Source organism: Clavibacter sp. CT19, assembly GCF_027858075.1.
GTDB lineage: Bacteria > Actinomycetota > Actinomycetes > Actinomycetales > Microbacteriaceae > Clavibacter > Clavibacter tessellarius_A.
Map to the genome: position 1 here is coordinate 69,112 of NZ_JAQHYR010000011.1, position 21,206 is coordinate 90,317.

The window sequence follows — 21,206 nt, forward strand, 5'->3', positions numbered from 1 at the left end:
GGATGACCGACACGGACCGGATGCAGGACGAGCGCTACGACCTCGTGATCGTGGGGGCCGGATCCGGCAACTCCATCGTCGACGAGCGCTTCGCCGACCAGCGCGTGCTCCTCGTCGACGACGGGGAGCACTTCGGGGGCACCTGCCTCAACGCGGGCTGCATCCCCACGAAGATGCTCGTGCACGTGGCCGACGTCGCCGCCGCGGCCCGCGACGGCGCGGCGCTCGGCGTCCGCGCGTCGGTCGACGCCGTCGACTGGCCGGCCATCGCCGCGCGCGTGTTCGGCCGCGTCGACGCCATCAGCGAGGGCGGCCGCGAGTGGCGCGAGAGCGGCATGGAGAACGTGACGCTGCTGCGCGAGAGCGTGGGCTTCGAGGCGCCGGGCGTGCTCGTGTCGGCGAGCGGGCAGCGGATCCTGGCGGACCGCGTCGTGCTCGCCGCGGGGTCCCGACCCCGCCCGCTGGCGGCCGTGTACGCGCCGGACCCGGCGATCCACGACTCCGACTCCATCATGCGCATCGCCGAGCTCCCCGCCTCGCTCCTCATCGTGGGCGGCGGCTACGTCGCCGCCGAGTTCGCGCACGTCTTCAGCCACCTGGGCGTGCGCGTGACCCAGGTCGCCCGGTCCGCGCACCTGCTCGGCAACCTCGACGCCGACATCTCGACGCGCTTCACGACGCTCGCGCGCACGCAGTGGGACGTCATCACCGACTGCGAGGTGGAGGAGATCGAGCGCGACGGCGACGTGCTCCGCTCGCGGCTCGCGTCCGGCCACCTGGTCGAGACCGAGGCCGTGCTCGTCGCGCTGGGCCGCGTCCCCAACACCGACACCCTCGCGGTCGCGAACGCGGGCTACGATCTGCGCGCGGACGGCCGCATCGTGGTCGACGAGCGGCAGCGCGTGCTCGCCGGCGGCGAGCCCGTGCCCGGCGTGTTCGCGCTCGGCGACATCAGCGCCGAGCACCAGCTCAAGCACGTGGCCAACCACCAGGCGCGCGTGGTGCAGCACAACCTGCTGCACCCGGACGACCTCACCGGCGGCGCTCCCGGGCCCGTCCCGCAGGCGGTCTTCTCGCGCCCGCAGATCGGCTCGTTCGGCCTGACGGAGGCGGAGGCGCGCGCGGCGGGGCCCGTCGTCACGATCGAGCAGCCCTACTCGTCCACGGCGTGGGGGTGGGCCCTCGAGGACACGACGTCGTTCTGCAAGCTCGTGGTGGATCCGCGCGACGGCGGCACGATCCTCGGCGCGCACATCATCGGCTCGGACTCCGCGGCGCTGATCCAGCCGCTCCTCACGGCCGCGAGCCTCGGCCACCGCGTCACGGGCCTCGCCCGCGCGCAGTACTGGCCGCACCCGGCCGTCACCGAGGTCGTCGAGAACGCGCTGCTGGCCGCCGAGTCGGCCGTGTCCGACTGGGCACGCGAGAATGGAGCGGGCCTCGCGCCCGCGGGCGCCGATCGACCCTGACCGCCGGCCCGCAGGACCCACGGAAGCAGAGAATGACTGAACGACAGATCCGCCTCTTCGGCGATCCGGTGCTGAAGACCGTCTCCTCGGAGATCCACGAGATCGACGAGGGCGTGCGCGCCCTGGTCGAGGACCTCCTCGACAGCGTGCGGCCGGACGGCCGCGCCGGCGTGGCCGCCGCCCAGATCGGCGTGAACCTCCGGGCCTTCAGCTACAACGTGGGGCCGTCCTTCGGCTACATCCTCAACCCGGTCATCGAGGAGCTGCGCGGCGAGGCCGTGCTCGTGGACGAGGGCTGCCTCTCCGTGCCGGGCCTCTGGTTCCCCACGATGCGCCACCCCGAGGCCGTGATCAGCGGCATCGACCTCGACGGGGAGCCGGTGCGCCTCGAGGGCACGGGCGTGCTCGCCCAGGCCTTCCAGCACGAGGTCGACCACCTCGACGGCCTGGTGTACCTCGACCGGCTCGACAAGCAGCGCCGCCGCGAGGCCATGAAGCAGGTCCGCGAGTCCGGCTGGTTCTGACCCGCGCCGATCCGTCGACCCGCGCGCTCGCGCGGGCCGACGACGCCGGTCAGTGCACCAGCGAGTGCCCCTCGGTGGTCGGCGCTGCCTCGTAGATCCGCGTGATCACGTCGGCGAACGCGTCGAGCACCACCTGGCGCTTGATGCTGAGCTTCGGCGTCAGGTGCCCGGCCGCCTCCGTCAGCTCCACCGGCAGCACGACGAACTTCCGGATCGACTCCGCGCGCGACACCGTCGCGTTCGCCGCGTCGACCGCCCGCTGCACCTCGGCGAGCACGGCCGGGTTCTGCGACGCCTGCTCGAGCGTCAGCGCCGGGTCCTGGCCGTTGTTCGCCAGCCACACCTTGAGCATCTCGGGGTCCAGCGTGATGAGCGCCGAGATGAACGGCCGCCGGTCGCCCGCCACCACGACCTGCCCGACGAGCGGGTTCGCGCGGATCGGGTCCTCGAGCGCGGCGGGCGCCACGTTCTTGCCGCCGGCGGTCACGATGATCTCCTTCTTGCGGCCCGTGATCGTCAGGTAGCCGTCGGCGTCGTAGCTGCCGAGGTCGCCCGTGCGGAACCAGCCGTCGTCGAAGACCTCCGCCGTCGCCTCCTCGTCCTGCCAGTAGCCGTCGAAGACGTTGACGCCCTTGACCTCGATCTCGCCCTCGTCGGTGATCCGCGTCGCGACGCCGGGCAGCGCCGGGCCGACCGTGCCGATGCGGAAGCCCTTCACGAGGTTCACGCTGACGGGCGCCGTGGTCTCCGTGAGGCCGTAGCCCTCGAGGATCGTGAGGCCGAGCGACCGGTAGAAGTGCCCGAGGCGGAGGCCGAGGGGTGCGGATCCGCTCACCGCGAAGCGCACGCGCCCGCCCATCGCCTGTCGGATCTTGGAGTACACGAGCGCGTCGAAGAGCCTGTACTGGGCCTTCAGCGCGAAGGGCACGCGCCCGGCGTCGACCGCCACGGAGTGCGCGTACGCGACCTCGGCGGCCTTCCGGAACACCTTGCCGCGGCCGGCTCCCTCCGCCTTCTGCTCGGAGGAGTTGTAGACCTTCTCGAACACGCGCGGCACGGCGAGGAGGAACGTCGGTTTGAAGGACGCGAGCGCGGGCAGCAGCTGCGTCGTGTCGGCCTGGTGCCCGGTCTTCACGCCCGCCTGCACGTTGAGGATCGAGATGAACCGGGCGAAGACGTGCGCGGTCGTGATGAACAGGAGCGTCGACGCGCCAACCCGCACGACCTCCTCCATGGCGACCTCGGCATTGCGGGCGAGCTCCACGAAGTTGGCGTGCGTGAGGATGCAGCCCTTCGGCCGGCCCGTCGTCCCGGACGTGTAGATGAGGGTCGCCATGTCGGAGCCGACCGCGAGGTTCCGTCGCCGCTCGATCTCCGCGTCCGGCACGTCGACGCCCCGCTCGGCGAGCTTGTCGAGGTCGCCGAGGTCGATCTGCCACACGCGGCGCACGTCGGGGAGGTCCGGGTGCACCTCGTCGAAGCGGGAGAAGTGCTCCGCCGACTCGAGGATCACGGCGACGCTGCCGGAGTCCTGCAGGTTCCAGTGCACCTGGCCGGGGGAGGAGGTCTCGTACACGGGGACGAGGACGGCGCCCGCGAAGAAGACCGCGAAGTCGACGAGGGTCCACTCGTAGCGCGTGCGGCACATCATGCCGATGCGCTCGCCCGGCTCGATGCCCGAGGCGACGAACCCCTTCGCGAGGGCGACCACCTGGGCATGGAACTCGCGCGCCGTGACGTCGCGCCAGCCGTCCCCGTCCGGCAGCGCGAACAGCGGAGCGTCGGGGCTCGTCCTCACGCGGTGCACCAGGACGTCGGTGACGTTGTCGTCGGGCCGCGCCTCGACGGCGGCGGGCATCATGTGCTGTTCCACGGCAACTCCCTCGGTACCGGAAAAGGATGTTCCCACAGTAACGTCGCGCGGTCGCCGGGCGCTCGTCCCCGGACGGGGGCGTCCGGGGCGTCGGTAGGATCGTCAGGCGAGAACAACGGAAGGGCCCGCCACGTGCATGCAATCGGGATCGACATCGGCGGGACGAAGATCGCGGGAGCCGTGGTCGACGAGCTCGGCGCCATCGCGGCCGAGGCCCGCACGCCCACCGAGGCGAGCAGCCCCGATGCCATCGTCGAGGCGGTCGTGGCCATGGTCGAGGGCCTCCGCGCCGAGCACCCGGATGCGGTCGCCGTGGGCGTCGCCGCCGCGGGCTTCATCGACGCCGCGCAGTCCACCGTCTACTACGCCCCGAACATCAACTGGCGCAACGAGCCCGTGCGCGAGCGGCTGCGGCGCCGCATCGACCTCCCCATCGTCATCGAGAACGACGCCAACGCCGCCGGTTGGGCGGAGTTCCGCTACGGCGCCGGACGCCTCGTGAGCGACATGGTGACCCTCACCATCGGCACGGGCGTCGGCGGCGCGATCGTGGCCGACGACCGCCTCTTCCGCGGCGGCTTCGGCGCCGGTGCCGAGCTCGGCCACATGCGCGTCGTGCCCGACGGCCTGCCGTGCGGCTGCGGCGCGCGCGGCTGCATCGAGCAGTACGGATCCGGCCGCGCCCTCCTCCGCACCGCCAACGAGCTCGCCGACCTCGGCGGCACCCACGGCGACGGCCTCGCCGCGCGCCGCCGCGAGGTCGGCACGCTCACCGGGCACGACGTCAGCGACCTGATCCAGGCGGGCGATCCGGGTGCCCTCGCGGCCCTGCGACGCCTCGGCTCCTGGCTCGGGGAGGCCGCGGCGAGCATCGGCGCGATCCTCGACCCGCAGATGTTCGTCATCGGCGGCGGCGTGGCGCAGGCCGGCGACCTGCTGCTCGACCCCATCCGCGAGGCCTACCTGTCGCACCTGCCGGCGCGCGGCTACCACCCGGAGCCCGAGTTCCGCATCGCCGAGCTCGTGAACGACGCGGGCGTCGTGGGCGCGGCTGACCTCGCGCGCCTGCATGCGGCCGCGCTGCGCCACGGGGCCTGACCCGCGCCGTCCTCGCCTCGGAGGCCCGGCGGCCGACGCGGCCCCCGCTGGCTATGCTGGATCCCGACCCCGCCCGGAAGGTGGCCACCCGATGTTCTACTGGTTCATGAAGAACCTGGTCGCCGGACCCCTCCTGCGGAGCACGTTCCGCCCCTGGGTCACCGGTCTCGAGAACATCCCCGCCAAGGGCGGCGTCATCCTCGCGAGCAACCACCTCTCCTTCATCGACTCGGTGTTCCTGCCGCTGCTGGTGGACCGCAACCTCGTCTTCCTCGCCAAGAGCGACTACTTCACGGGCACCGGCCTCAAGGGCTGGGCCACGAAGATGTTCTTCACGGCCACCGGCATGCTCCCCATCGACCGCTCCGGCGGGAAGGCGTCCGAGGCGTCGCTCAACACGGGCCTCCGCGTGCTCGCCGAGGGCCGGATGCTCGGCATCTACCCCGAGGGCACCCGCAGCCCCGACGGCAAGATGTACCGCGGGCGCACGGGCGTCGCCCGCATGATCCTCGAGGGCGAGGTCCCGGTCGTCCCGATCGCCATGATCGACACGGAGAAGGTCATGCCCATCGGCACGCGCATCCCCAAGGTCCGCCGGATTGGTGTGGTCATCGGCGAGCCGCTAGATTTCAGTAGGTTCGCCGGCCTCGAGGGAGACCGCTTCATCCTCCGCTCCATCACCGACGAGATCATGTACGAGCTCTCGAGGCTGAGCGGCCAGGAGTACGTCGACGTCTATGCGACCTCGGTCAAGGAGAAGCGCGCGAGCGCGGCCCGCTGACCGTCTCCCGCACCGCCTCCACCGCGCACACGCGCACGACACGAACCGGGATCCCACCGTGGCCTCAGAGCACCTCGTCCCCGCCCACCCCGACGTCCTCGCGGGCCTCGACCACTGGCGCACGCTCGAGGTCAAGCAGCAGCCGGCCTGGCCCGACGCCGCGGCCGTGCACGCCGCCAGCGCCGAGATCGCCCTGCTCCCGCCGCTCGTCTTCGCGGGCGAGGTCGACCAGCTGCGCAGCCGCCTCGCCGCGGCAGCCGACGGCCGCGCGTTCCTCCTCCAGGGCGGCGACTGCGCCGAGACCTTCGCGGGCGCCACGGCCGACCAGATCCGCAACCGCGTGAAGACCGTCCTCCAGATGGCGGTCGTCCTCACGTACGGCGCGGCGATGCCCGTCGTGAAGATGGGCCGCATGGCCGGCCAGTTCGCGAAGCCGCGCTCGAGCGACTCCGAGACGCGCGGCGACCTCACGCTGCCGGCGTACCGCGGCGACATCGTGAACGGCTACGACTTCACGCCCGAGTCGCGCGCGGCGGACCCCGCGCGCCTCGTGAAGGGGTACCACACGGCCGCCAGCACGCTGAACCTCATCCGCGCCTTCACGCAGGGCGGCTTCGCCGACCTCCGCGAGGTGCACAGCTGGAACAGGGGCTTCGCCGCGAACCCCGCGAACCAGCGCTACGAGCACCTCGCCCGCGACATCGACCGCGCCATCAAGTTCATGGAGGCCGCCGGCGCCGACTTCGACGACCTCAAGCGCGTCGAGTTCTACACCGGCCACGAGGGCCTCCTCATGGACTACGAGCGGCCCATGACCCGCATCGACTCGCGCACCGGCACGCCGTACAACACGTCGGCGCACTTCATCTGGATCGGGGAGCGCACCCGCGACCTCGACGGCGCGCACGTCGACTTCCTATCCCGCGTCCGCAACCCCCTGGGCGTCAAGCTCGGCCCGTCGACGACGCCCGAGACCGTGCACGAGCTCATCGAGAAGCTCGACCCGGACCGCGAGCCCGGCCGCCTCACCTTCATCACGCGCATGGGTGCCGGGCGCATCCGCGACGCGCTGCCGCCCCTGCTCGAGGCCGTCAAGGCGTCCGACGCCAACCCGCTGTGGGTCACGGATCCCATGCACGGCAACGGCCTCACCACGCCCACCGGCTACAAGACGCGGCGCTTCGACGACGTGGTGGACGAGGTGCAGGGCTTCTTCCAGGCCCACCGCGCGGCGGGCACGCACCCGGGCGGCATCCACATCGAGCTCACGGGCGACGACGTCACCGAGTGCCTCGGCGGATCCGAGCACATCGACGAGGCGACGCTCGCCACGCGCTATGAGTCGCTGTGCGACCCGCGCCTCAACCACATGCAGAGCCTCGAGCTCGCGTTCCTGGTCGCCGAGGAGCTGGCCGCCGCGCGCGGCTGACCGCTCCCGCACGACGATGCCCCGCCGCCCACGAGGGCGACGGGGCATCGTCGTCTCCGGCGCGTGCGCGAGCGTCGGCAGCTGCGGCCCCCGGCTAGCCGGATGCGGTGATGCCGAGGTTGATCGTCGAGCCGCGGCGGGCGAGCGCCTGCGCCTCCGGGCTCGCCGACGCGACCCGGGTGATGCCGTTGGGCAGCGCGTCCCAGAACGCCGAGTAGGCGTACTTGAAGCCCGCCTTGTCGAGCGCGGCCTTCGCTTCGTCCCGCGTGAGCCCGACGACCGCGGGGACGGCGACGAGGTCGGGGCCCTTGGAGATCTCGAGGCCCACCTTGCTGCCGGGAGCGCCGCCGGCGCCGGAGCGCACCGGGTTCTGGTCGAGCGCGTAGACGGAGATGACCTCGCCCTTGTCGACGTCGTCGCTGAAGCTCTGCTTGCCCGGCTCGCCGACGAGCCCGGCCTGGGCCAGCGTCGCCTTCGCCTGGTCGACCGAGCGTCCGTTGATCTGGGGGATCTTCCCGGCGGCGACCACCAGGGTCACCGCCTGCCGCTCGGGGTACTGCGCGCCGATGGGCGCTCCGGAGGCGTCGAGCACCTGGATGACCGTGCCCTCGGCGGCGTCGCCGTACTGCCGGACCACCGCCTCCTGGACGACGAAGGGGACTCCCTCCAGGCGGGTGCGCGCGTCGGCCTCCGCCGCGCCGACGACCTCGGGAACGGGGAGGAGCCGCGGCCCCGTGGAGGCGTAGACGGTGACGGTGGATCCCTGGTCGACGGGGGTGCCCGAGGCCGGGACGCTGCGGATGACGTGCCCCACCTCCACGTCGACGCTCGGCTCCTCCGCGCGCGCCACGACGAAGCCCTGACCCTGCAGCGTGCCCGCCGCGTCGTCGACGGCCATGGCCGTCACGCGGGGGACGGGCACCTGCGCGCCGGGGCCCTGACCGTAGTACCAGCCCGTCCCGCCCGCGAGGGCGGCGAGCATGACGACGAGGAGGGCCAGGACCCACCCGCGCGAGCGGCGCCGCGAGCCGGCGGCCGCGAGAGCGACCACGGAGTCGGGCTGCGTGCGCTCGCCCTCCTCGCGCATCAGCACGGGCGGGCCGCCCACGACCTGCGTCTCGCCGGTCGTGACGGGCGGCAGCGCCGGGGCGCTGGGGAAGACGACGGTGCGCTGGAGCGGAGCGGGATCGCCGGACCGTGCGTCGAGGCGGTTCTGGACGGCGTAGAGCTCGTCCAGGAGCGCGCGCGCATCGCGGGGACGCTGCTCCGGATCCCGTGCCGTGGCCCACAGCACGAGCTCGTCGAGCTCCACGGGCACCGACGGGTTCGTCGTGCTCGGCGTCGGCACCTGGTCATTGGCGTGCTGGTAGGCGATCTGCATGGGCTGCTCGCCCTTGAACGGCTGCTCGCCCGCGAGCATCTCGTACATCATGATGCCGACGGCGTAGATGTCGCTGCGGGTGTCCGCGATGCCACGGGTGACGAGCTCGGGGGAGAGGTACGCGATCGTGCCGAGCAGGGCCTGCCCCGTCGCGGTGTTGGCGCTGACGGCGCGCGCCAGGCCGAAGTCGCCGATCTTGATGCGCCCGTCGTCCGCGAGCAGCACGTTCTCGGGCTTCAGGTCCCGGTGGACGATGCCGGCCTTGTGCGCGGCGGCGAGCCCGGAGAGCACGGCCTCGAGGATGTCGAGGGTCTGCTCGGGCGTCAGCCGCTCGTACTCCTGCAGGAGCTCGCGCAGCGTCATGCCGGGCAGGTACTCCATGACGAGGTACGCCATGTCCGAGTCCTGGCCCTGGTCGAAGACGTTGACGACGTTCGGGTGCGCGAGCCGCGCGGCCGAGCGCGCCTCCTGGATGAACCGGTCGCGGAACGCGCTGTCGTCCGCGAGGTGACCGTGCATGACCTTCACGGCGACGCGCCGCTCGAGGCGGAGGTCGGTGGCCACGTAGACCGTGGCCATGCCGCCGCGCGCGATGCGGGATCTGACCTGGTACCGGCCGTCGAGGAGACGGCCGATCATGGGGTCGGTCGGGCTGGAGGTCACTGGATGATTCTAGGGATGGCCGATGCCCGGGCCTCCCCGGCACACCGGAGCGACGCGGCGCGGATCCGCACGGCGGCCTGCGTCAGCCGATCTCGTCGAGCCAGGCCCAGGCCGACCCCTCCCACTTCGCGTACGCGTCGGGGTAGGCCGAGTACTGCACCGCCTGCGCGGCCTGCGTGACGGTCATCGACTTCCACCCGGGGGTGTCGAGGAGGCCGCGCGTGGTGCCGGGGTTCGGGTTGACGGGGCCGCCGAAGAACGCCCGCGCCGCGTAGTGCGGGTCGTGGAGCTGCGCGGGCTGGCCCCAGCCCTGGCTCGGGCGCTGCTGGAACAGGCCGATGGAGTCGCGGTCGCCCCAGTCGAGGTTGCGGAGCGTGGACTCCTGCGCGGCGGTGGCCAGCGCGATGACCAGGCCGTAGTCGTTGACTCCCGCCTTCCGCCCCTCCGAGACGATGATGCGGGCGTTGGTGCGCATCTCGTCCGTCATGATCGTCGTCCCGTGCAGCGAGGCGACCTGGACGGCCGACGCGGAGGCGTTCGGGATGGTCAGCTTGCTGCCCGCGTAGATGATGCTCGACCAGTTGAGGCCGTTGGCGTTGAGCAGGTCCTGCACGGTGACGCCCGCGTCCTGCGCGATGCTGTGCAGGGTGTCGCCGGTGGCGATCGTGTAGGTGCCGCTCAGCCCGGACTTGGCGGCGGGCGAGGCGCTGGGGGCGGTCGCCGCGGCCGGCGCGGAGCCGCCGGGGATCGTCAGCTGGTTCCCCGGGAAGATCCTGCTCGTGGACTGCAGCCCGTTGGCCGACAGGACGGCCGACGTCGAGACGCCGTGCTTGCCGGCGATGCCGGTCACGGTGTCGCCCGCGACCACGGTGTAGCGGGAGCCGGCTGCCGTGGGCGCGGAGGCCGGGCTCGACGTCGTCGAGGAGGTGCCGGATCCGCCGAGGGTGAGCGTCTGCCCGGGGAAGATGGTCGTCTTCCAGCCGAGTCCGTTCTGCGCGAGGACGGATGCCGTGGAGATGCCGAAGCGCCCCGCGATGCTCGAGACCGTATCGCCCTGCTCGACCACGTAGGAGGAGGGGGTGGCGGCCATGGGCGCGGCGGCCGGGGCGGCGGCGGGCGCCGCGACGGTCGGCAGCTTGGTCTGCGAGGGGCCGGACTTGGCCTTGGGCACCCGCTTGACGGGAGCCGCCTCGGCGGGCGACGCCATGCCGAGGCTCACCGCGAGCGACCCCACCAGCACGATGGGCATGGTGGCCAGCAGCGCCTTGGAGCGGCGGGTGGCTGTCCGGCCGGTGGAGGTGTCCGAGGACCGGCGGGGGTCGCGAGGAGGGGTGGTGTCGGTCATGGGCATGTTGGTCTACTCCGGCCGTCGTGCACGATTCCCTGATGCAGGTGTTCCACGTTAACACGCAACGCGCACGGAGTGCACATAAGTGATGGATGTGACTGGAGTGATCAGCGACACGCGCATTCGGCGGATAGGCAGTTCCCGGGCCGGTCGACGGCGGACGCCGGGAGCCCGGAGCGCCCGCCGCGGTGGCCGCTCCCGCTCCGGGCGTGCCAGCATGTGACACGTGAACGAGCCCTATGCCGACCGTGAGTGGTTGACCGTCCCCGATCTCGTCGACCTCCTGGGTCTCACCGTCAGCCGCGTGCGCCGGCTCATCGAGGACCGGAGGCTGCTGGCCGTCCGCCTCGACGGCGTGCTGAAGGTCCCCGCGGTCTTCCTCCGCGACGGCGAGCCGCTGTCCGAGCTGCGCGGCACGATCATCGTCCTCGGGGACAACGGCTTCGACGACGACGAGGCGATGGACTGGCTCCTCACCGAGGAGCCGAGCCTGGGCGCCGCGCCGATCGACGCCCTGCTGGCCGGGCGCAAGGCCGAGGTCCGCCGCGTCGCGCAGGCGAGCGCCTGATCCGCTGACCCGCGGACGCCGTGCATCCGCCGTCAGGTGACGCGGCGGGTGACGCTGTCCACGAGCAGCTCCAGCTGGTTGCGCGCCCGCGGCGAGATGGGGGCGTCGCGCAGGGCGGCGAGGGACTCCCGCACGTTGCGGGAGATCATCCCCTCGACCTCGTCGAGCGCGCCGCTCTCCCGGAGGATGGACTGCAGCACGCGGATCTGCTCGTCGTCGAGCTCCGGGTCGCCGAGCAGCGCGTCCACGGTGCGCCGCACTCCGTCGGGCAGCCGTCGCCGGGCGAGCGCCACGAGCACGGTGCGCTTGCCCTCCCGGAGGTCGTCGCCGCTCGGCTTGCCCGTCACCGCGCTGTCGCCGTAGACCCCGAGCACGTCGTCGCGCAGCTGGAAGGCGATGCCGAGGGGCAGGCCGACGGTCCGGAGCGCGGCGACCTGCTCGGGTGATGCGCCGGCCAGGCTCGCCCCGACGACCAGCGGCGCCTCGATGCTGTACTTCGCCGACTTGTAGACGACCACGTTGTGCGCCCGGGCCAGCGTCTCGTCCTCGTCGACAGTGGGCCACGCCACCTCCTCCAGGACGTCGAGGTACTGGCCCAGAGTGACCTGCGTGCGCATGGTCGCCAGCTCGGCGCGGGTGGCGCGGGCCGCGGATCCGTCCGCCAGCGCCAGCAGCGAGTCGATGAGGAGCTCGTCGCTCCACCCGAGGAGGAGGTCGCCGAGGAGGATCGCGCCGGCCTCGCCGAAGGCGGCGGAGGATCCGCCCCACCCGCGGGAGGCGTGCAGCGCCTCGAGGCGGCGGTGCGCGGCGGGCCGCCCCCGCCGGGTGTCGGACCGGTCGATGATGTCGTCGTGGACGAGCGCCGCGGCGTGGAACACCTCGAGGCCGGCGGCGACGCCGACGACCGCCCGGTAGCCCGGTCGCTCCGCGCCCGGAGGGCGTCCGGCGGGGGAGGGCTCGAGGTCGATGACCGATCGCCAGCCCCAGTAGCAGAACTGCGCCCGGAACCTCTTGCCGCCTCTCAGCAGATCCGCGGAGAACTCATGGACGGGCGTCAGATCCGGGCTGATCTCCCGGAGCCCCGCCGCCTGCGCTGCCAGGAAGTCGTCGAGGCGGGTCTGGACGTGGCTGACGAGGCGGTCGCTTTCGGGCACCCGCCTAGCCTAGCCAGGGGTGGGGAGCTAGAATCCACAGGTGAACATCGACGCGTCGTCCCGAGCCTGAGGGGAACATGATGCCGCTTTCCGAGCAAGAGCAGCGCCTGCTGGAGGAGATGGAGCGAAGCCTCTATCACAACGACGCAGACTTCGTGGCGACCGTCAGCGGCCGTCGCAGCAGACCGAACTACACCCTGGTCGTCGTGGGAGTGCTCGTCATCGTGCTGGGCATCGCCGCCCTGGCCGCGGGCGTCATCACCAAGCTGGCCATCATCGGCGTCCTCGGCTTCGCCGTCATGATGGTCGGGGCGCTCCTCATCTTCAGCCCGCGGGGCGGCTCCTCGGAGTCCATGCCCTCCGTCGGCTCGCCGGGCCCCGCGCGTCGGCCGTCCGCCAAGCGCAGCTCGTCCTCCTTCATGGACCGCGTCAACGAGCGCTGGGAGAAGCGCCAGGGCGGTCAGGACTGACGCCTCCCTGAGCGGGGGTCCTCCACCTCCCTCCACCCGACCCGAAGGGGCCGGCCCCGCACCCGGGGCCGGCCCCTTCTCTCGTCCCCGACGCCCTCCACCGGGCTCCCTGACGCCCCCGATCGCGCCTCGCCGCGCGGCCGGGGGCGTCGTCGTGCTCCCGCGGCGCGCCGTGCGGGCATTCGCCCTCCACATCCCTCCCCGTCGTGGATCCCGCTGGTTCAGCGGGAACCACGGTCGCGAACCGGACATTCACGCGCGCTGCCTAGCGGTGGGTGGAGGGCTGTGGAGTAAAGTGGAGCAAGTCCTGAACCACGGCCGGAGAGACAGGGGGTGTCGGTGTGTTCCTCGGCACCCACTCGCCTCGTCTCGACGACAAGGGGCGGCTCATCCTCCCCGCGAAGTTCCGCGACGAGCTCGAGGGCGGCGTCGTGATGACGCGCGGCCAGGACCGGTGCATCTACGTGTTCACGACGCGCGAGTTCGAGGAGCTGCACGACCGCATGCGCCAGGCCCCGCTCGCGAGCAAGCAGGCGCGCGACTACATGCGCGTCTTCCTGTCCGGGGCGAACGCCGAGACGCCGGACAAGCAGCACCGCATCACGATCCCGCAGGCCCTCCGCACCTACGCGGGCCTCGACCGCGAGCTCGCGGTCATCGGCGCGGGAAGCCGCGTCGAGATCTGGGACGCGGCCACGTGGGACGAGTACCTCACCGCCAACGAGAGCGCGTTCGCCGACACCGCGGAGGAGGTGATCCCCGGCCTGTTCTGACCCCGGCCCCTGACTCCCAGCCGTCCGACGCCCTGCCGCACTTCCCCGGTGGCAGGTCGGGACGGATGGGGATCAGGAGCCGCGGACAGGGCATCGGGATGCCATGGCACTCGACGACATCCACACCCCCGTGCTGCTGGAGCGCTGCCTCGAGCTGCTCGCACCGGCCCTCCAGGAGGAGGGCGCCGTGCTGGTCGACGCCACGCTCGGCATGGCCGGGCACTCGGAGGCGTTCCTCGACGCGCTCCCCGGCCTACGTCTCGTGGGCCTCGACCGCGACCCGGATGCCCTCGCCATCGCGGGGGAGCGGCTCGCGCGGTTCGGCGACCGGGTCCACCTCGTGCACACCGTCTACGACGGGATCGGGAGCGCGCTCGACCGTCTCGGCATCGGCGAGGTGCAGGGCGTCTTCTTCGACCTCGGGGTCTCGTCACTGCAGCTCGACCGCGTGGAGCGCGGCTTCTCGTACTCCCAGGACGCGCCGCTCGACATGCGCATGGACGGCACGGCGGGCCTGACGGCCGCGCAGGTGGTCGCCGAGTACGACGAGCTCGAGCTGCGCCGCATCTTCTACGACTACGGCGAGGAGAAGCTCGCCCCGCGCTACGCCAGCCGCATCGTCCAAGCGCGCGAGGTGGAGCCCATCACGACCTCGGCGCGGTTGGTGGAGATCATCCAGCAGGCGACGCCCGCGGCGGTGCAGCGGGCCGGCCACCCGGCCAAGCGCGTCTTCCAGGCGCTGCGCATCGAGGTCAACCAGGAGCTCAGCGTCCTGGCGCGCGCCATGCCCGCCGCCGTCGACCGGCTGGCCGTCGGCGGCCGCGTGGTCGTCGAGTCCTACCAGTCGCTCGAGGACCGCATCGTGAAGCGCGAGCTGCGCGCGCGGTCGACGAGCACCGCGCCGGTCGGCCTGCCGGTGGAGCTGCCCGAGCACCGTCCCGAGCTCAAGCTCCTGGTCCGCGGAGCCGAGCTCGCGGACCAGGACGAGATCGCCCGCAACCCCCGCGCCGCATCCGTCCGGTTGCGCGCCGCCGAACGAGCCAGGAGGCGACACGCATGACCGATGCAGCACGCGCGACCGCGCGTCCCCGGATCCGGCCGTCCGCCGAGCCCGCGTCCCGTCACATCGAGGTGGTCGCCACGCGCGACCAGCGCCGCGCCCGTCCGCGCACGGTCTACGCCCTGATCGTGGTGGGCGGCCTGTTCGTCCTCCTGCTCGCCCAGCTCATGCTGTCCATCGGGCTGTCCGACGGCGCCTACGCCATCTCGTCGCTGCAGCAGCAGCAGAGGGAGCTCGACCGCACGCACCAGGCGCTCACGGAGGACGTCGACCGGCTGTCCTCGCCGCAGAACCTCGCGCGCAACGCCCAGGCGCTCGGCATGGTCGCCAGCGCCTCGCCCTCGTTCCTCTCGCTGGACGGCACCGTCCAGGGCACGCCGCAGGCGAAGGACGGCGCCACGACGGCGCTCACCGCGGACACGCTCATCGGCAACTCGCTGCTCGCGGGGGTGCCGCTGACCATCGAGGCCGACCCCGCGAAGAGGGCCGCGGCGCTGAAGGCGGCGACGTCGCCCGACGCGGGAGCCGCGGTCGACCCCGGCTCCGCCATCCCCGGCTCGGCCGAGGCCACCGGCGGTGTGACCGCCGGGACCCCGAGCGCGCCTCCCGCCGACGGCGCGACCTCGGGGCTAGCGTCGGCCACGGCGATCCCGACCCCGAAGACCCGCTGATCGCACGTCCCGCCGAGGGCGCGCGACCCCCGCACGACACCGCTCCGACGGAGCACAGCACCGCACCGCAGGCACCGAGAGGAATCCCCGAGTGAGCACGATCTCGAACCGACGGCGCATCGCCTTCTCCCTCATCGCGATCCTCGCGGTCATCGGGGTGTTCGTGGTCAAGCTCATCGATATCCAGGTGGTCCAGGCCACGGAGCTGAACGAGGCCGCGCTCGGCAAGCGCGCCATCGAGCAGCCCCTCCCCGGCGTGCGCGGCAGCATCTTCGACGCCGAGGGCAACGTGCTCGCGAGCAGCGTGCTGCGCTACGACGTGACGATGGACCCGTCGAAGGCCGGCGACTTCACCCGCACCGTGACCGGAGCCGACGGGAAGCCCGCCAAGGAGGCCGTGACGCTCGCCGAGGCGGAGGCCCAGCTCGCCGCCATCACGGGGCAGAAGCCCGAGGAGATCCACGGGATCATCACGGGCGCGCTGGCCAAGGACCCCAAGTCCCTCTTCGCCTACGTGACCAAGGGCCTCGACGTGGACGCCTACCTCAAGGTGCGGGGCCTCAAGATCCCGTGGATCTACTTCCAGCCCGTGTCCAGCCGCACGTACCCGAACGGGCAGATCGCGGGCAGCGTCCTCGGCTACATCGCGGGCGATGGCAGCGTGAAGGCCGGCCTCGAGCAGGAGTACGACAGCTGCCTCGCCGCCGAGGACGGGTCGCAGACGTACGAGCGCGGCGCCGACGGCGTGGCCATCGCGGGGAGCACCGTCACGCAGAAGCCGGCCAAGGACGGCAGCGACGTGATGACGAACATCGACACCGACCTCGAGTACTTCGCGCAGACCGCTGTGGCGGAGCAGGCCGTCAAGGTCGGCGCCGACTACGGGCACGCCACCATCGTCGAGATCAAGACCGGCAAGGTCCTCGCGGTCGCCGAGTACCCGTCCGTCGACCCCAACAACGTCGCGGCGACGAAGCCGGACGACCGGGGGAGCCGGGCGTTCAGCCTGGCGTTCGAGCCCGGGTCCACGCTCAAGGCGGTGACGGCGGCGGGTCTCCTCGACTCGGGCAAGGCCGACGCCGGCACCCGCGTGGTGGCGCCCTACACGTTCACGCGGCCGAACGTGAACCTCAGCGACAGCTACGTGCACCCCGACCTGCGCTTCACGCTCGCGGGCGTCCTCATGGACTCCTCCAACACGGGCATCTCGACGCTCGGCGAGCGCCTCTCGCCCGCGGAGCGCTACGACTACCTCAAGGCGTTCGGCGTGGGGGAGAAGACGGCCATCGGCTTCCCGGGCGAGAGCAGCGGCCTCGTGCGCCCGTGGCAGCAGTGGGACCCGCAGACGAACTACGCGACCATGTTCGGCCAGGGCCTCACGACGACGGCGCTCCAGGTCGCGAGCATCTACCAGACCATCGGCAACCACGGCGTGAAGCTGCCGCTGTCGCTCGTGTCCGGCTGCAAGCAGCCCGACGGCACGGTGACGCACCAGCCGTCGGCCGAGGGCTCGCAGGTGATCTCGCCCCAGGCCGCCGACTCCACGGTCAACATGCTCGAGACGGTCGTCACCAGCGGGCACCTCTCGAAGGACCTGACGATCCCGGGCTACCGGGTGGCCGCGAAGTCCGGCACGGCGCAGGTCGCCGAGGCGGACGGGAAGTACGGCAAGAACTACCTGGTCTCGATCGCCGGCATGGCTCCGGCCGAGGACCCCCAGTACGTCGTGTCGATCAGCCTCGCCAATCCGGATACCATAAAGTCCTCGGCGGCCGCGGCCCCGGTCTTCCAGAAGATCATGTCCCAGGTCCTGAAGACCTACCGGGTGCCCCCCTCCACCGTGCCGTCCCCGAACCTCCCGACGACCTACTGAGAGATGAGGGCGATGACCTCCCCTGCCACCCCCGCCCTCCGCCCCGAGCATCCCGTCGCGCGGTCGCTGTCCGGCCTCGTGCGCGACTTCGCGCTCGACGTCGTCGGCGACGTGGACGACGTGGAGGTCACCGGCGTGACGCTGTCGACCGACGACGTCCAGCCGGGGGACCTCTACGTCGGCCTCCGCGGCGCGCGCGCCCACGGGGCCCGCTTCGCGGCGGCGGCGGCGGCGAGCGGCGCGGTCGCGGTGCTGACCGACCCCGACGGGCTGGCCGACGCGCAGGGGTCCGGCCTCCCCGTGATCCTCACCCCCGACCCGCGGGCGGCCCTCGGCGACATCGCGGCGTGGGTCCACCGCTCCGCGGAGGACCCGGCGACGCTCTACGGCGTCACGGGCACGAACGGCAAGACGAGCGTGGTCTACCTGCTCGACGGGCTGCTCCGCCAGCTCGGCGTCGTCACCGGGCTCACCTCCACGGCCGAGCGCAGGATCGGGGAGGAGAGCATCACGAGCCGGCTCACCACGCCCGAGGCGAGCGAGCTGCACGCGCTCCTCGCGCGGATGCGCGAGGCCGAGGTCCGCGCCGTCACGATCGAGGTCTCCGCCCAGGCGCTGTCGCGCCACCGGGTGGACGGGCTCGTGTTCGACGTGGCCGCCTTCATCAACCTCAGCCACGACCACCTCGACGACTACGCCGACTTCGAGGAGTACTTCGACGCGAAGGCCGCCTTCTTCGACCCCGACCGCGCCCGCCGCGGCGTGGTGTCGCTCGACACGGAGTGGGGGCAGCGCATCGTCGACGGCTCCCGCATCCCCATCACCACGATCTCCTCGAAGCCCGGCGTCGAGGCCGACTGGACCGTGACGGTCCTCGAGCAGACGCCTGACTCGACCGGCTTCCGCCTCGAGGGGCCCGACAACCGCGTCCTCGTCTCGCGCGTCCCCGTGCCCGGGTGGTTCATGGCCGCGAACGCGGGCCTGGCCATCGTCATGCTCGTCGAGTCGGGCTACGACCTCGACGCGGTCGCGCAGGTGCTCGACCGCGACGGCGGCATCCGGGCCTACATCCCCGGTCGCGCCGAGCGCGTGTCGGGCGAGACCGGTCCCCTTTTCTTCGTGGACTACGGACACACGCCCGACGCGTTCGAGCAGACGCTGCAGGCGCTGCGCCCGTTCACGCCCGGCAAGCTCGTGATGGTCTTCGGCGCCGACGGCGACCGCGACACCACGAAGCGGGCCGAGATGGGCGCGATCGCGGCCCGCCTCGCCGACGTCGTGGTCATCACCGACTACCACCCGCGCTACGAGGACCCGGCGTCGATCCGGGCCTCGCTCATCGCGGGGGCGCGTGCGGCGGTGCCCGACCGCGAGATCCACGAGGTGCCCGACCCCGCCACCGCGATCCGCACCGCGGTGTCGCTGGTGGGCGAGGGGGACACCATCCTCGTCGCCGGACCCGGGCACGAGGACTACCACGAGGTGGCCGGGCGCAAGATCCCGTTCTCCGCCCGTGACGACGCGCGCGCGGCCCTCCGCGACGCAGGCTGGAGCTGACATGATCGCCCTCACCCTCGCCGAGATCGCCGACGCGGTCGGCGGCCGCCTCCTGCTGCGCGGCGACGCCACCCCGCAGACCGTCGTGGACGGAGCGGTGGACACCGACAGCCGGCTCATCGAGCCCGGCGGGATCTTCGTCGCCAAGCCGGGCGAGCAGACCGACGGCCACCTCTTCGCGCCGCACGCCGTCGAGGCCGGCGCGGCCCTGCTGCTCGTCGAGCGGGAGCTCGACCTGCCCGTGCCCCAGGTGCTCGTGCCCGATGTCGTGGACGCGCTCGGCGTGCTCGCACGCGAGGTCGTCGCCCGCGTGCGCGCGCTCGGCGGCCTGCGCATGGTCGCGGTCACCGGCTCGAACGGCAAGACCACCACCAAGAACCTGCTGCACGCGATCCTCGCCACGCAGGGGGAGACCGTGTCCCCCGTCGCGTCCTTCAACAACGAGGTCGGCGCGCCGCTCACGATGCTCAAGGTCACCCGCACCACGCGCTTCCTCGTCGCGGAGATGGGCGCGAGCGGGCCCGGCGAGATCACGCGCCTCGTGCGCATGGCGAAGCCCGACGTCGGCATCGTGCTCACCGTGGGGCTCGCGCACGCGGGCGGCTTCGGCGGCATCGAGCAGACCCTGCGCACCAAGACCGAGATGGTCCAGGACCTCCTGCCCGAGGACACGGCCGTGCTCAACGCCGACGACCCGCGCGTGTCCTCCATGAGCGACAAGACCGACGCGCCCGTGCTGTGGTTCGGGCGGGACGCGCGCGCCGCGGTGCGCGCGACCGACATCGTCGCGTCCGCCGCGGGCACGACCTTCACCCTGCACCTGCCCGACGGATCCGCGCGGCCCGTGTCCTTCCGCGTGCTCGGCGAGCACCACGTCACGAACGCGATGGCCGCGGCGGCGGGCGCCTGGGCGCTCGGCGTCGACGGCGATGCCATCGTCTCCGCGCTGCAGACCGTGCAGCGCGCCGAGCGCTGGCGCATGGAGGTGCTCGGCGGCAACGGCGTCACCGTGATCAACGACGCCTACAACGCGAGCCCCGACTCCATGGCGGCGGCGCTCCGCACGCTCGCGCAGATCAAGGGCCCGGACCAGCGCACGGTCGCCGTCCTCGGCGAGATGAGCGAGCTCGGCGAGTTCTTTGAGGAGGAGCACGACCGCGTGGGCCTCCTCGCGGTGCGCCTCAACATCGGGCAGCTCGTCGTGGTCGGCCGCGCCGCGCGCCGCCTGCACCTCGAGGCCATCGCGCAGGGCTCGTGGGACGGCGAGTCGATCTTCGCCGAGGACGTCGACGAGGCCCGCGAGATCCTCGACCGGATCCTCCGCGAGGGCGACCTCGTGCTCGTCAAGTCGTCGAACTCGGCCGGGCTGCGCTTCCTCGGCGACGAGCTGGGGGAGAAGCACTCGTGGTAGCCCTCCTCTTCGCGGGCGCCTTCTCGCTCGCCTTCACGCTCTTCCTCACGCCGCTGTTCATCAAGCTGTTCCACCGGCTGCAGTGGGGCCAGTTCATCCGCGACGACGGCCCGCAGACGCACCACACGAAGCGCGGCACGGCCACCATGGGCGGCATCGTCATCATCCTGGCGAGCGTGCTCGGGTACTTCGCGGGGCACCTGCTCACGTGGGACGGCATCCGCTTCGACCCCGTGACGCCGTCGGGCCTGCTGGTCGTGTTCATGATGGTGGGCCTCGGCTTCGTCGGCTTCCTCGACGACTACCTGAAGACGCGCAAGCAGCAGTCGCTCGGGCTGGGCGGCTGGCAGAAGGTCGCCGGCCAGGTGCTCGTCGCCGCGGTGTTCGCCGTGCTCGCCATCACGCTGCGCGACCCGGTCTCCGGCCTCACGCCGGCATCGACCGCCATCAGCCTGTTCCGCGACCTGCCGCTCGACTTCATGGCGCTCGGCGCGGTCATCGGCACGGCGCTGTTCATCGTGTGGATCTGCCTCATCGTCGCGAGCACCTCGAACGGCGTGAACGTGGCCGACGGCCTCGACGGCCTGGCCGCGGGCGCGTCGATCTTCTCGATCGGCTCCTACGTCATCATCGGCTTCTGGCAGTTCAACCAGTCGTGCGACAGCGTCTCCAGCTACCAGAACGAGTACCGCTGCTACGAGGTGGCGAGCCCGCTCGACCTCGCGATCATCGCGGCCTCCATCGTCGGCGCCCTCATCGGCTTCCTCTGGTGGAACACGTCGCCCGCGCAGATCTTCATGGGCGACACCGGATCCCTCGGCCTCGGCGGCGCGCTCGCGGCCCTGGCCATCCTCAGCCGCACGGAGCTGCTGCTCGTCTTCATCGGCGGCCTGTTCGTGATCGTCGCGGGCTCGGTGATCCTGCAGCGCATCTACTTCAAGCTCACGCACGGCAAGCGCATCTTCCTCATGAGCCCGCTCCACCACCACTTCGAGCTGAAGGGGTGGGCGGAGGTCACGGTCGTCGTGCGCTTCTGGATCATCGCCGGCCTGCTGGTCGCGGCCGGCGTCGGCACCTTCTACCTGGAATGGATCACGCAGTAG

Annotated in this window: 18 protein-coding genes; 14 read left to right on the forward strand and 4 right to left on the reverse strand. The window is 72.2% G+C overall.

Going from position 1 to position 21,206, the window contains the following annotated elements:
- Nucleotides 1-2: 2 nt before the first annotated feature.
- Together PED38_RS13705 and PED38_RS13710 are read left to right on the forward strand one after the other, a co-directional pair.
- Nucleotides 3-1,469 carry a mycothione reductase gene (locus tag PED38_RS13705; protein ID WP_270981715.1) on the forward strand — a complete coding sequence of 489 codons (1,467 nt, stop codon included), beginning with the start codon at nt 3-5 and terminating at the stop codon, nt 1,467-1,469.
- Between the two features lie 32 nt (nt 1,470-1,501).
- On the forward strand, nt 1,502-1,993 hold the full coding sequence (locus tag PED38_RS13710) for a peptide deformylase (RefSeq protein ID WP_063072133.1): 492 nt from the start codon (nt 1,502-1,504) through the stop codon (nt 1,991-1,993).
- A gap of 49 nt (nt 1,994-2,042) precedes the next feature.
- Here PED38_RS13710 and PED38_RS13715 read toward each other — a convergent pair whose 3' ends face one another.
- The gene (locus tag PED38_RS13715; protein ID WP_270981717.1) at nt 2,043-3,866 is read right to left on the reverse strand and encodes an AMP-dependent synthetase/ligase; all 1,824 of its coding nucleotides are present in this window, start codon (nt 3,864-3,866) and stop codon (nt 2,043-2,045) included.
- A 132-nt stretch (nt 3,867-3,998) separates the two neighbouring features.
- Here PED38_RS13715 and PED38_RS13720 point away from each other — a divergent pair, with 132 nt between their 5' ends.
- The 3 genes from PED38_RS13720 to PED38_RS13730 all read left to right on the forward strand — a co-directional run bounded on the left by PED38_RS13720 (nt 3,999) and on the right by PED38_RS13730 (nt 7,174).
- Nucleotides 3,999-4,964 carry an ROK family glucokinase gene (locus PED38_RS13720; RefSeq protein ID WP_270981719.1) on the forward strand — a complete coding sequence of 322 codons (966 nt, stop codon included), beginning with the start codon at nt 3,999-4,001 and terminating at the stop codon, nt 4,962-4,964.
- A 91-nt stretch (nt 4,965-5,055) separates the two neighbouring features.
- The gene (locus PED38_RS13725) at nt 5,056-5,745 is read left to right on the forward strand and encodes a lysophospholipid acyltransferase family protein (protein ID WP_053774695.1); all 690 of its coding nucleotides are present in this window, start codon (nt 5,056-5,058) and stop codon (nt 5,743-5,745) included.
- A gap of 58 nt (nt 5,746-5,803) precedes the next feature.
- Nucleotides 5,804-7,174 carry a class II 3-deoxy-7-phosphoheptulonate synthase gene (locus tag PED38_RS13730; protein ID WP_063072130.1) on the forward strand — a complete coding sequence of 457 codons (1,371 nt, stop codon included), beginning with the start codon at nt 5,804-5,806 and terminating at the stop codon, nt 7,172-7,174.
- A gap of 94 nt (nt 7,175-7,268) precedes the next feature.
- Here the strand turns inward: PED38_RS13730 and pknB are convergent, their stop codons facing one another.
- Both pknB and PED38_RS13740 read right to left on the reverse strand, forming a co-directional pair.
- Nucleotides 7,269-9,218, reverse strand: a complete 1,950-nt coding sequence (gene pknB / locus PED38_RS13735) for a Stk1 family PASTA domain-containing Ser/Thr kinase (RefSeq protein WP_063072129.1) — start codon at nt 9,216-9,218, stop codon at nt 7,269-7,271.
- 82 nt (nt 9,219-9,300) lie between these two features.
- Nucleotides 9,301-10,569, reverse strand: a complete 1,269-nt coding sequence (locus PED38_RS13740) for a muramidase family protein (RefSeq protein WP_270981721.1) — start codon at nt 10,567-10,569, stop codon at nt 9,301-9,303.
- A gap of 223 nt (nt 10,570-10,792) precedes the next feature.
- On the opposite strand from PED38_RS13740, the gene PED38_RS13745 reads away from it, so the two are divergent.
- Nucleotides 10,793-11,134, forward strand: a complete 342-nt coding sequence (locus tag PED38_RS13745) for an Rv2175c family DNA-binding protein (protein WP_063072127.1) — start codon at nt 10,793-10,795, stop codon at nt 11,132-11,134.
- 32 nt (nt 11,135-11,166) lie between these two features.
- On the opposite strand, the gene PED38_RS13750 is transcribed toward PED38_RS13745, so the two are convergent.
- Nucleotides 11,167-12,288 carry a polyprenyl synthetase family protein gene (locus tag PED38_RS13750; protein WP_270981723.1) on the reverse strand — a complete coding sequence of 374 codons (1,122 nt, stop codon included), beginning with the start codon at nt 12,286-12,288 and terminating at the stop codon, nt 11,167-11,169.
- A gap of 77 nt (nt 12,289-12,365) precedes the next feature.
- Between PED38_RS13750 and PED38_RS13755 the strand changes: the two genes are divergently transcribed.
- The 8 genes from PED38_RS13755 to mraY all read left to right on the forward strand — a co-directional run bounded on the left by PED38_RS13755 (nt 12,366) and on the right by mraY (nt 21,206).
- Nucleotides 12,366-12,758, forward strand: a complete 393-nt coding sequence (locus PED38_RS13755) for a DUF3040 domain-containing protein (RefSeq protein WP_270981724.1) — start codon at nt 12,366-12,368, stop codon at nt 12,756-12,758.
- Nucleotides 12,759-13,099: 341 nt separating this feature from the next.
- The gene (gene mraZ / locus PED38_RS13760; RefSeq protein WP_063072125.1) at nt 13,100-13,531 is read left to right on the forward strand and encodes a division/cell wall cluster transcriptional repressor MraZ; all 432 of its coding nucleotides are present in this window, start codon (nt 13,100-13,102) and stop codon (nt 13,529-13,531) included.
- A 103-nt stretch (nt 13,532-13,634) separates the two neighbouring features.
- Nucleotides 13,635-14,591 carry a 16S rRNA (cytosine(1402)-N(4))-methyltransferase RsmH gene (rsmH, locus tag PED38_RS13765; RefSeq protein ID WP_270981726.1) on the forward strand — a complete coding sequence of 319 codons (957 nt, stop codon included), beginning with the start codon at nt 13,635-13,637 and terminating at the stop codon, nt 14,589-14,591.
- A complete protein-coding gene (locus tag PED38_RS13770; protein WP_270981728.1) occupies nt 14,588-15,262 on the forward strand; it encodes a hypothetical protein in 675 nt (224 codons plus the stop codon). Before rsmH ends, PED38_RS13770 begins: the two co-directional genes overlap by 4 nt.
- Before the next feature lie 91 nt (nt 15,263-15,353).
- Entirely contained in the window at nt 15,354-17,135 is a 1,782-nt protein-coding gene (locus tag PED38_RS13775; RefSeq protein WP_063072122.1) for a peptidoglycan D,D-transpeptidase FtsI family protein, read from the forward strand.
- 12 nt (nt 17,136-17,147) lie between these two features.
- Complete coding sequence (locus PED38_RS13780) at nt 17,148-18,692, forward strand: Mur ligase family protein (RefSeq protein ID WP_270981729.1); 1,545 nt, start codon at nt 17,148-17,150, stop codon at nt 18,690-18,692.
- 1 nt (nt 18,693) lies between these two features.
- Complete coding sequence (locus tag PED38_RS13785; protein ID WP_270981730.1) at nt 18,694-20,103, forward strand: UDP-N-acetylmuramoyl-tripeptide--D-alanyl-D-alanine ligase; 1,410 nt, start codon at nt 18,694-18,696, stop codon at nt 20,101-20,103.
- A complete protein-coding gene (mraY, locus tag PED38_RS13790) occupies nt 20,097-21,206 on the forward strand; it encodes a phospho-N-acetylmuramoyl-pentapeptide-transferase (protein WP_063072119.1) in 1,110 nt (369 codons plus the stop codon). Before PED38_RS13785 ends, mraY begins: the two co-directional genes overlap by 7 nt.

Bases quoted from the DNA above. Each gene is read 5' to 3' on its own strand.
- rsmH (WP_270981726.1), top strand. From the start codon at position 13,635: ATGGCACTCGACGACATCCACACCCCCGTGCTGCTGGAGCGCTGCCTC.
- PED38_RS13780 (WP_270981729.1), top strand. From the start codon at position 17,148: ATGACCTCCCCTGCCACCCCCGCCCTCCGCCCCGAGCATCCCGTCGCG.
- PED38_RS13705 (WP_270981715.1), top strand. From the start codon at position 3: ATGACCGACACGGACCGGATGCAGGACGAGCGCTACGACCTCGTGATC.
- PED38_RS13725 (WP_053774695.1), top strand. From the start codon at position 5,056: ATGTTCTACTGGTTCATGAAGAACCTGGTCGCCGGACCCCTCCTGCGG.
- PED38_RS13785 (WP_270981730.1), top strand. From the start codon at position 18,694: ATGATCGCCCTCACCCTCGCCGAGATCGCCGACGCGGTCGGCGGCCGC.
- PED38_RS13770 (WP_270981728.1), top strand. From the start codon at position 14,588: ATGACCGATGCAGCACGCGCGACCGCGCGTCCCCGGATCCGGCCGTCC.
- PED38_RS13740 (WP_270981721.1), bottom strand. From the start codon at position 10,569: ATGCCCATGACCGACACCACCCCTCCTCGCGACCCCCGCCGGTCCTCG.
- PED38_RS13710 (WP_063072133.1), top strand. From the start codon at position 1,502: ATGACTGAACGACAGATCCGCCTCTTCGGCGATCCGGTGCTGAAGACC.
- PED38_RS13755 (WP_270981724.1), top strand. From the start codon at position 12,366: ATGATGCCGCTTTCCGAGCAAGAGCAGCGCCTGCTGGAGGAGATGGAG.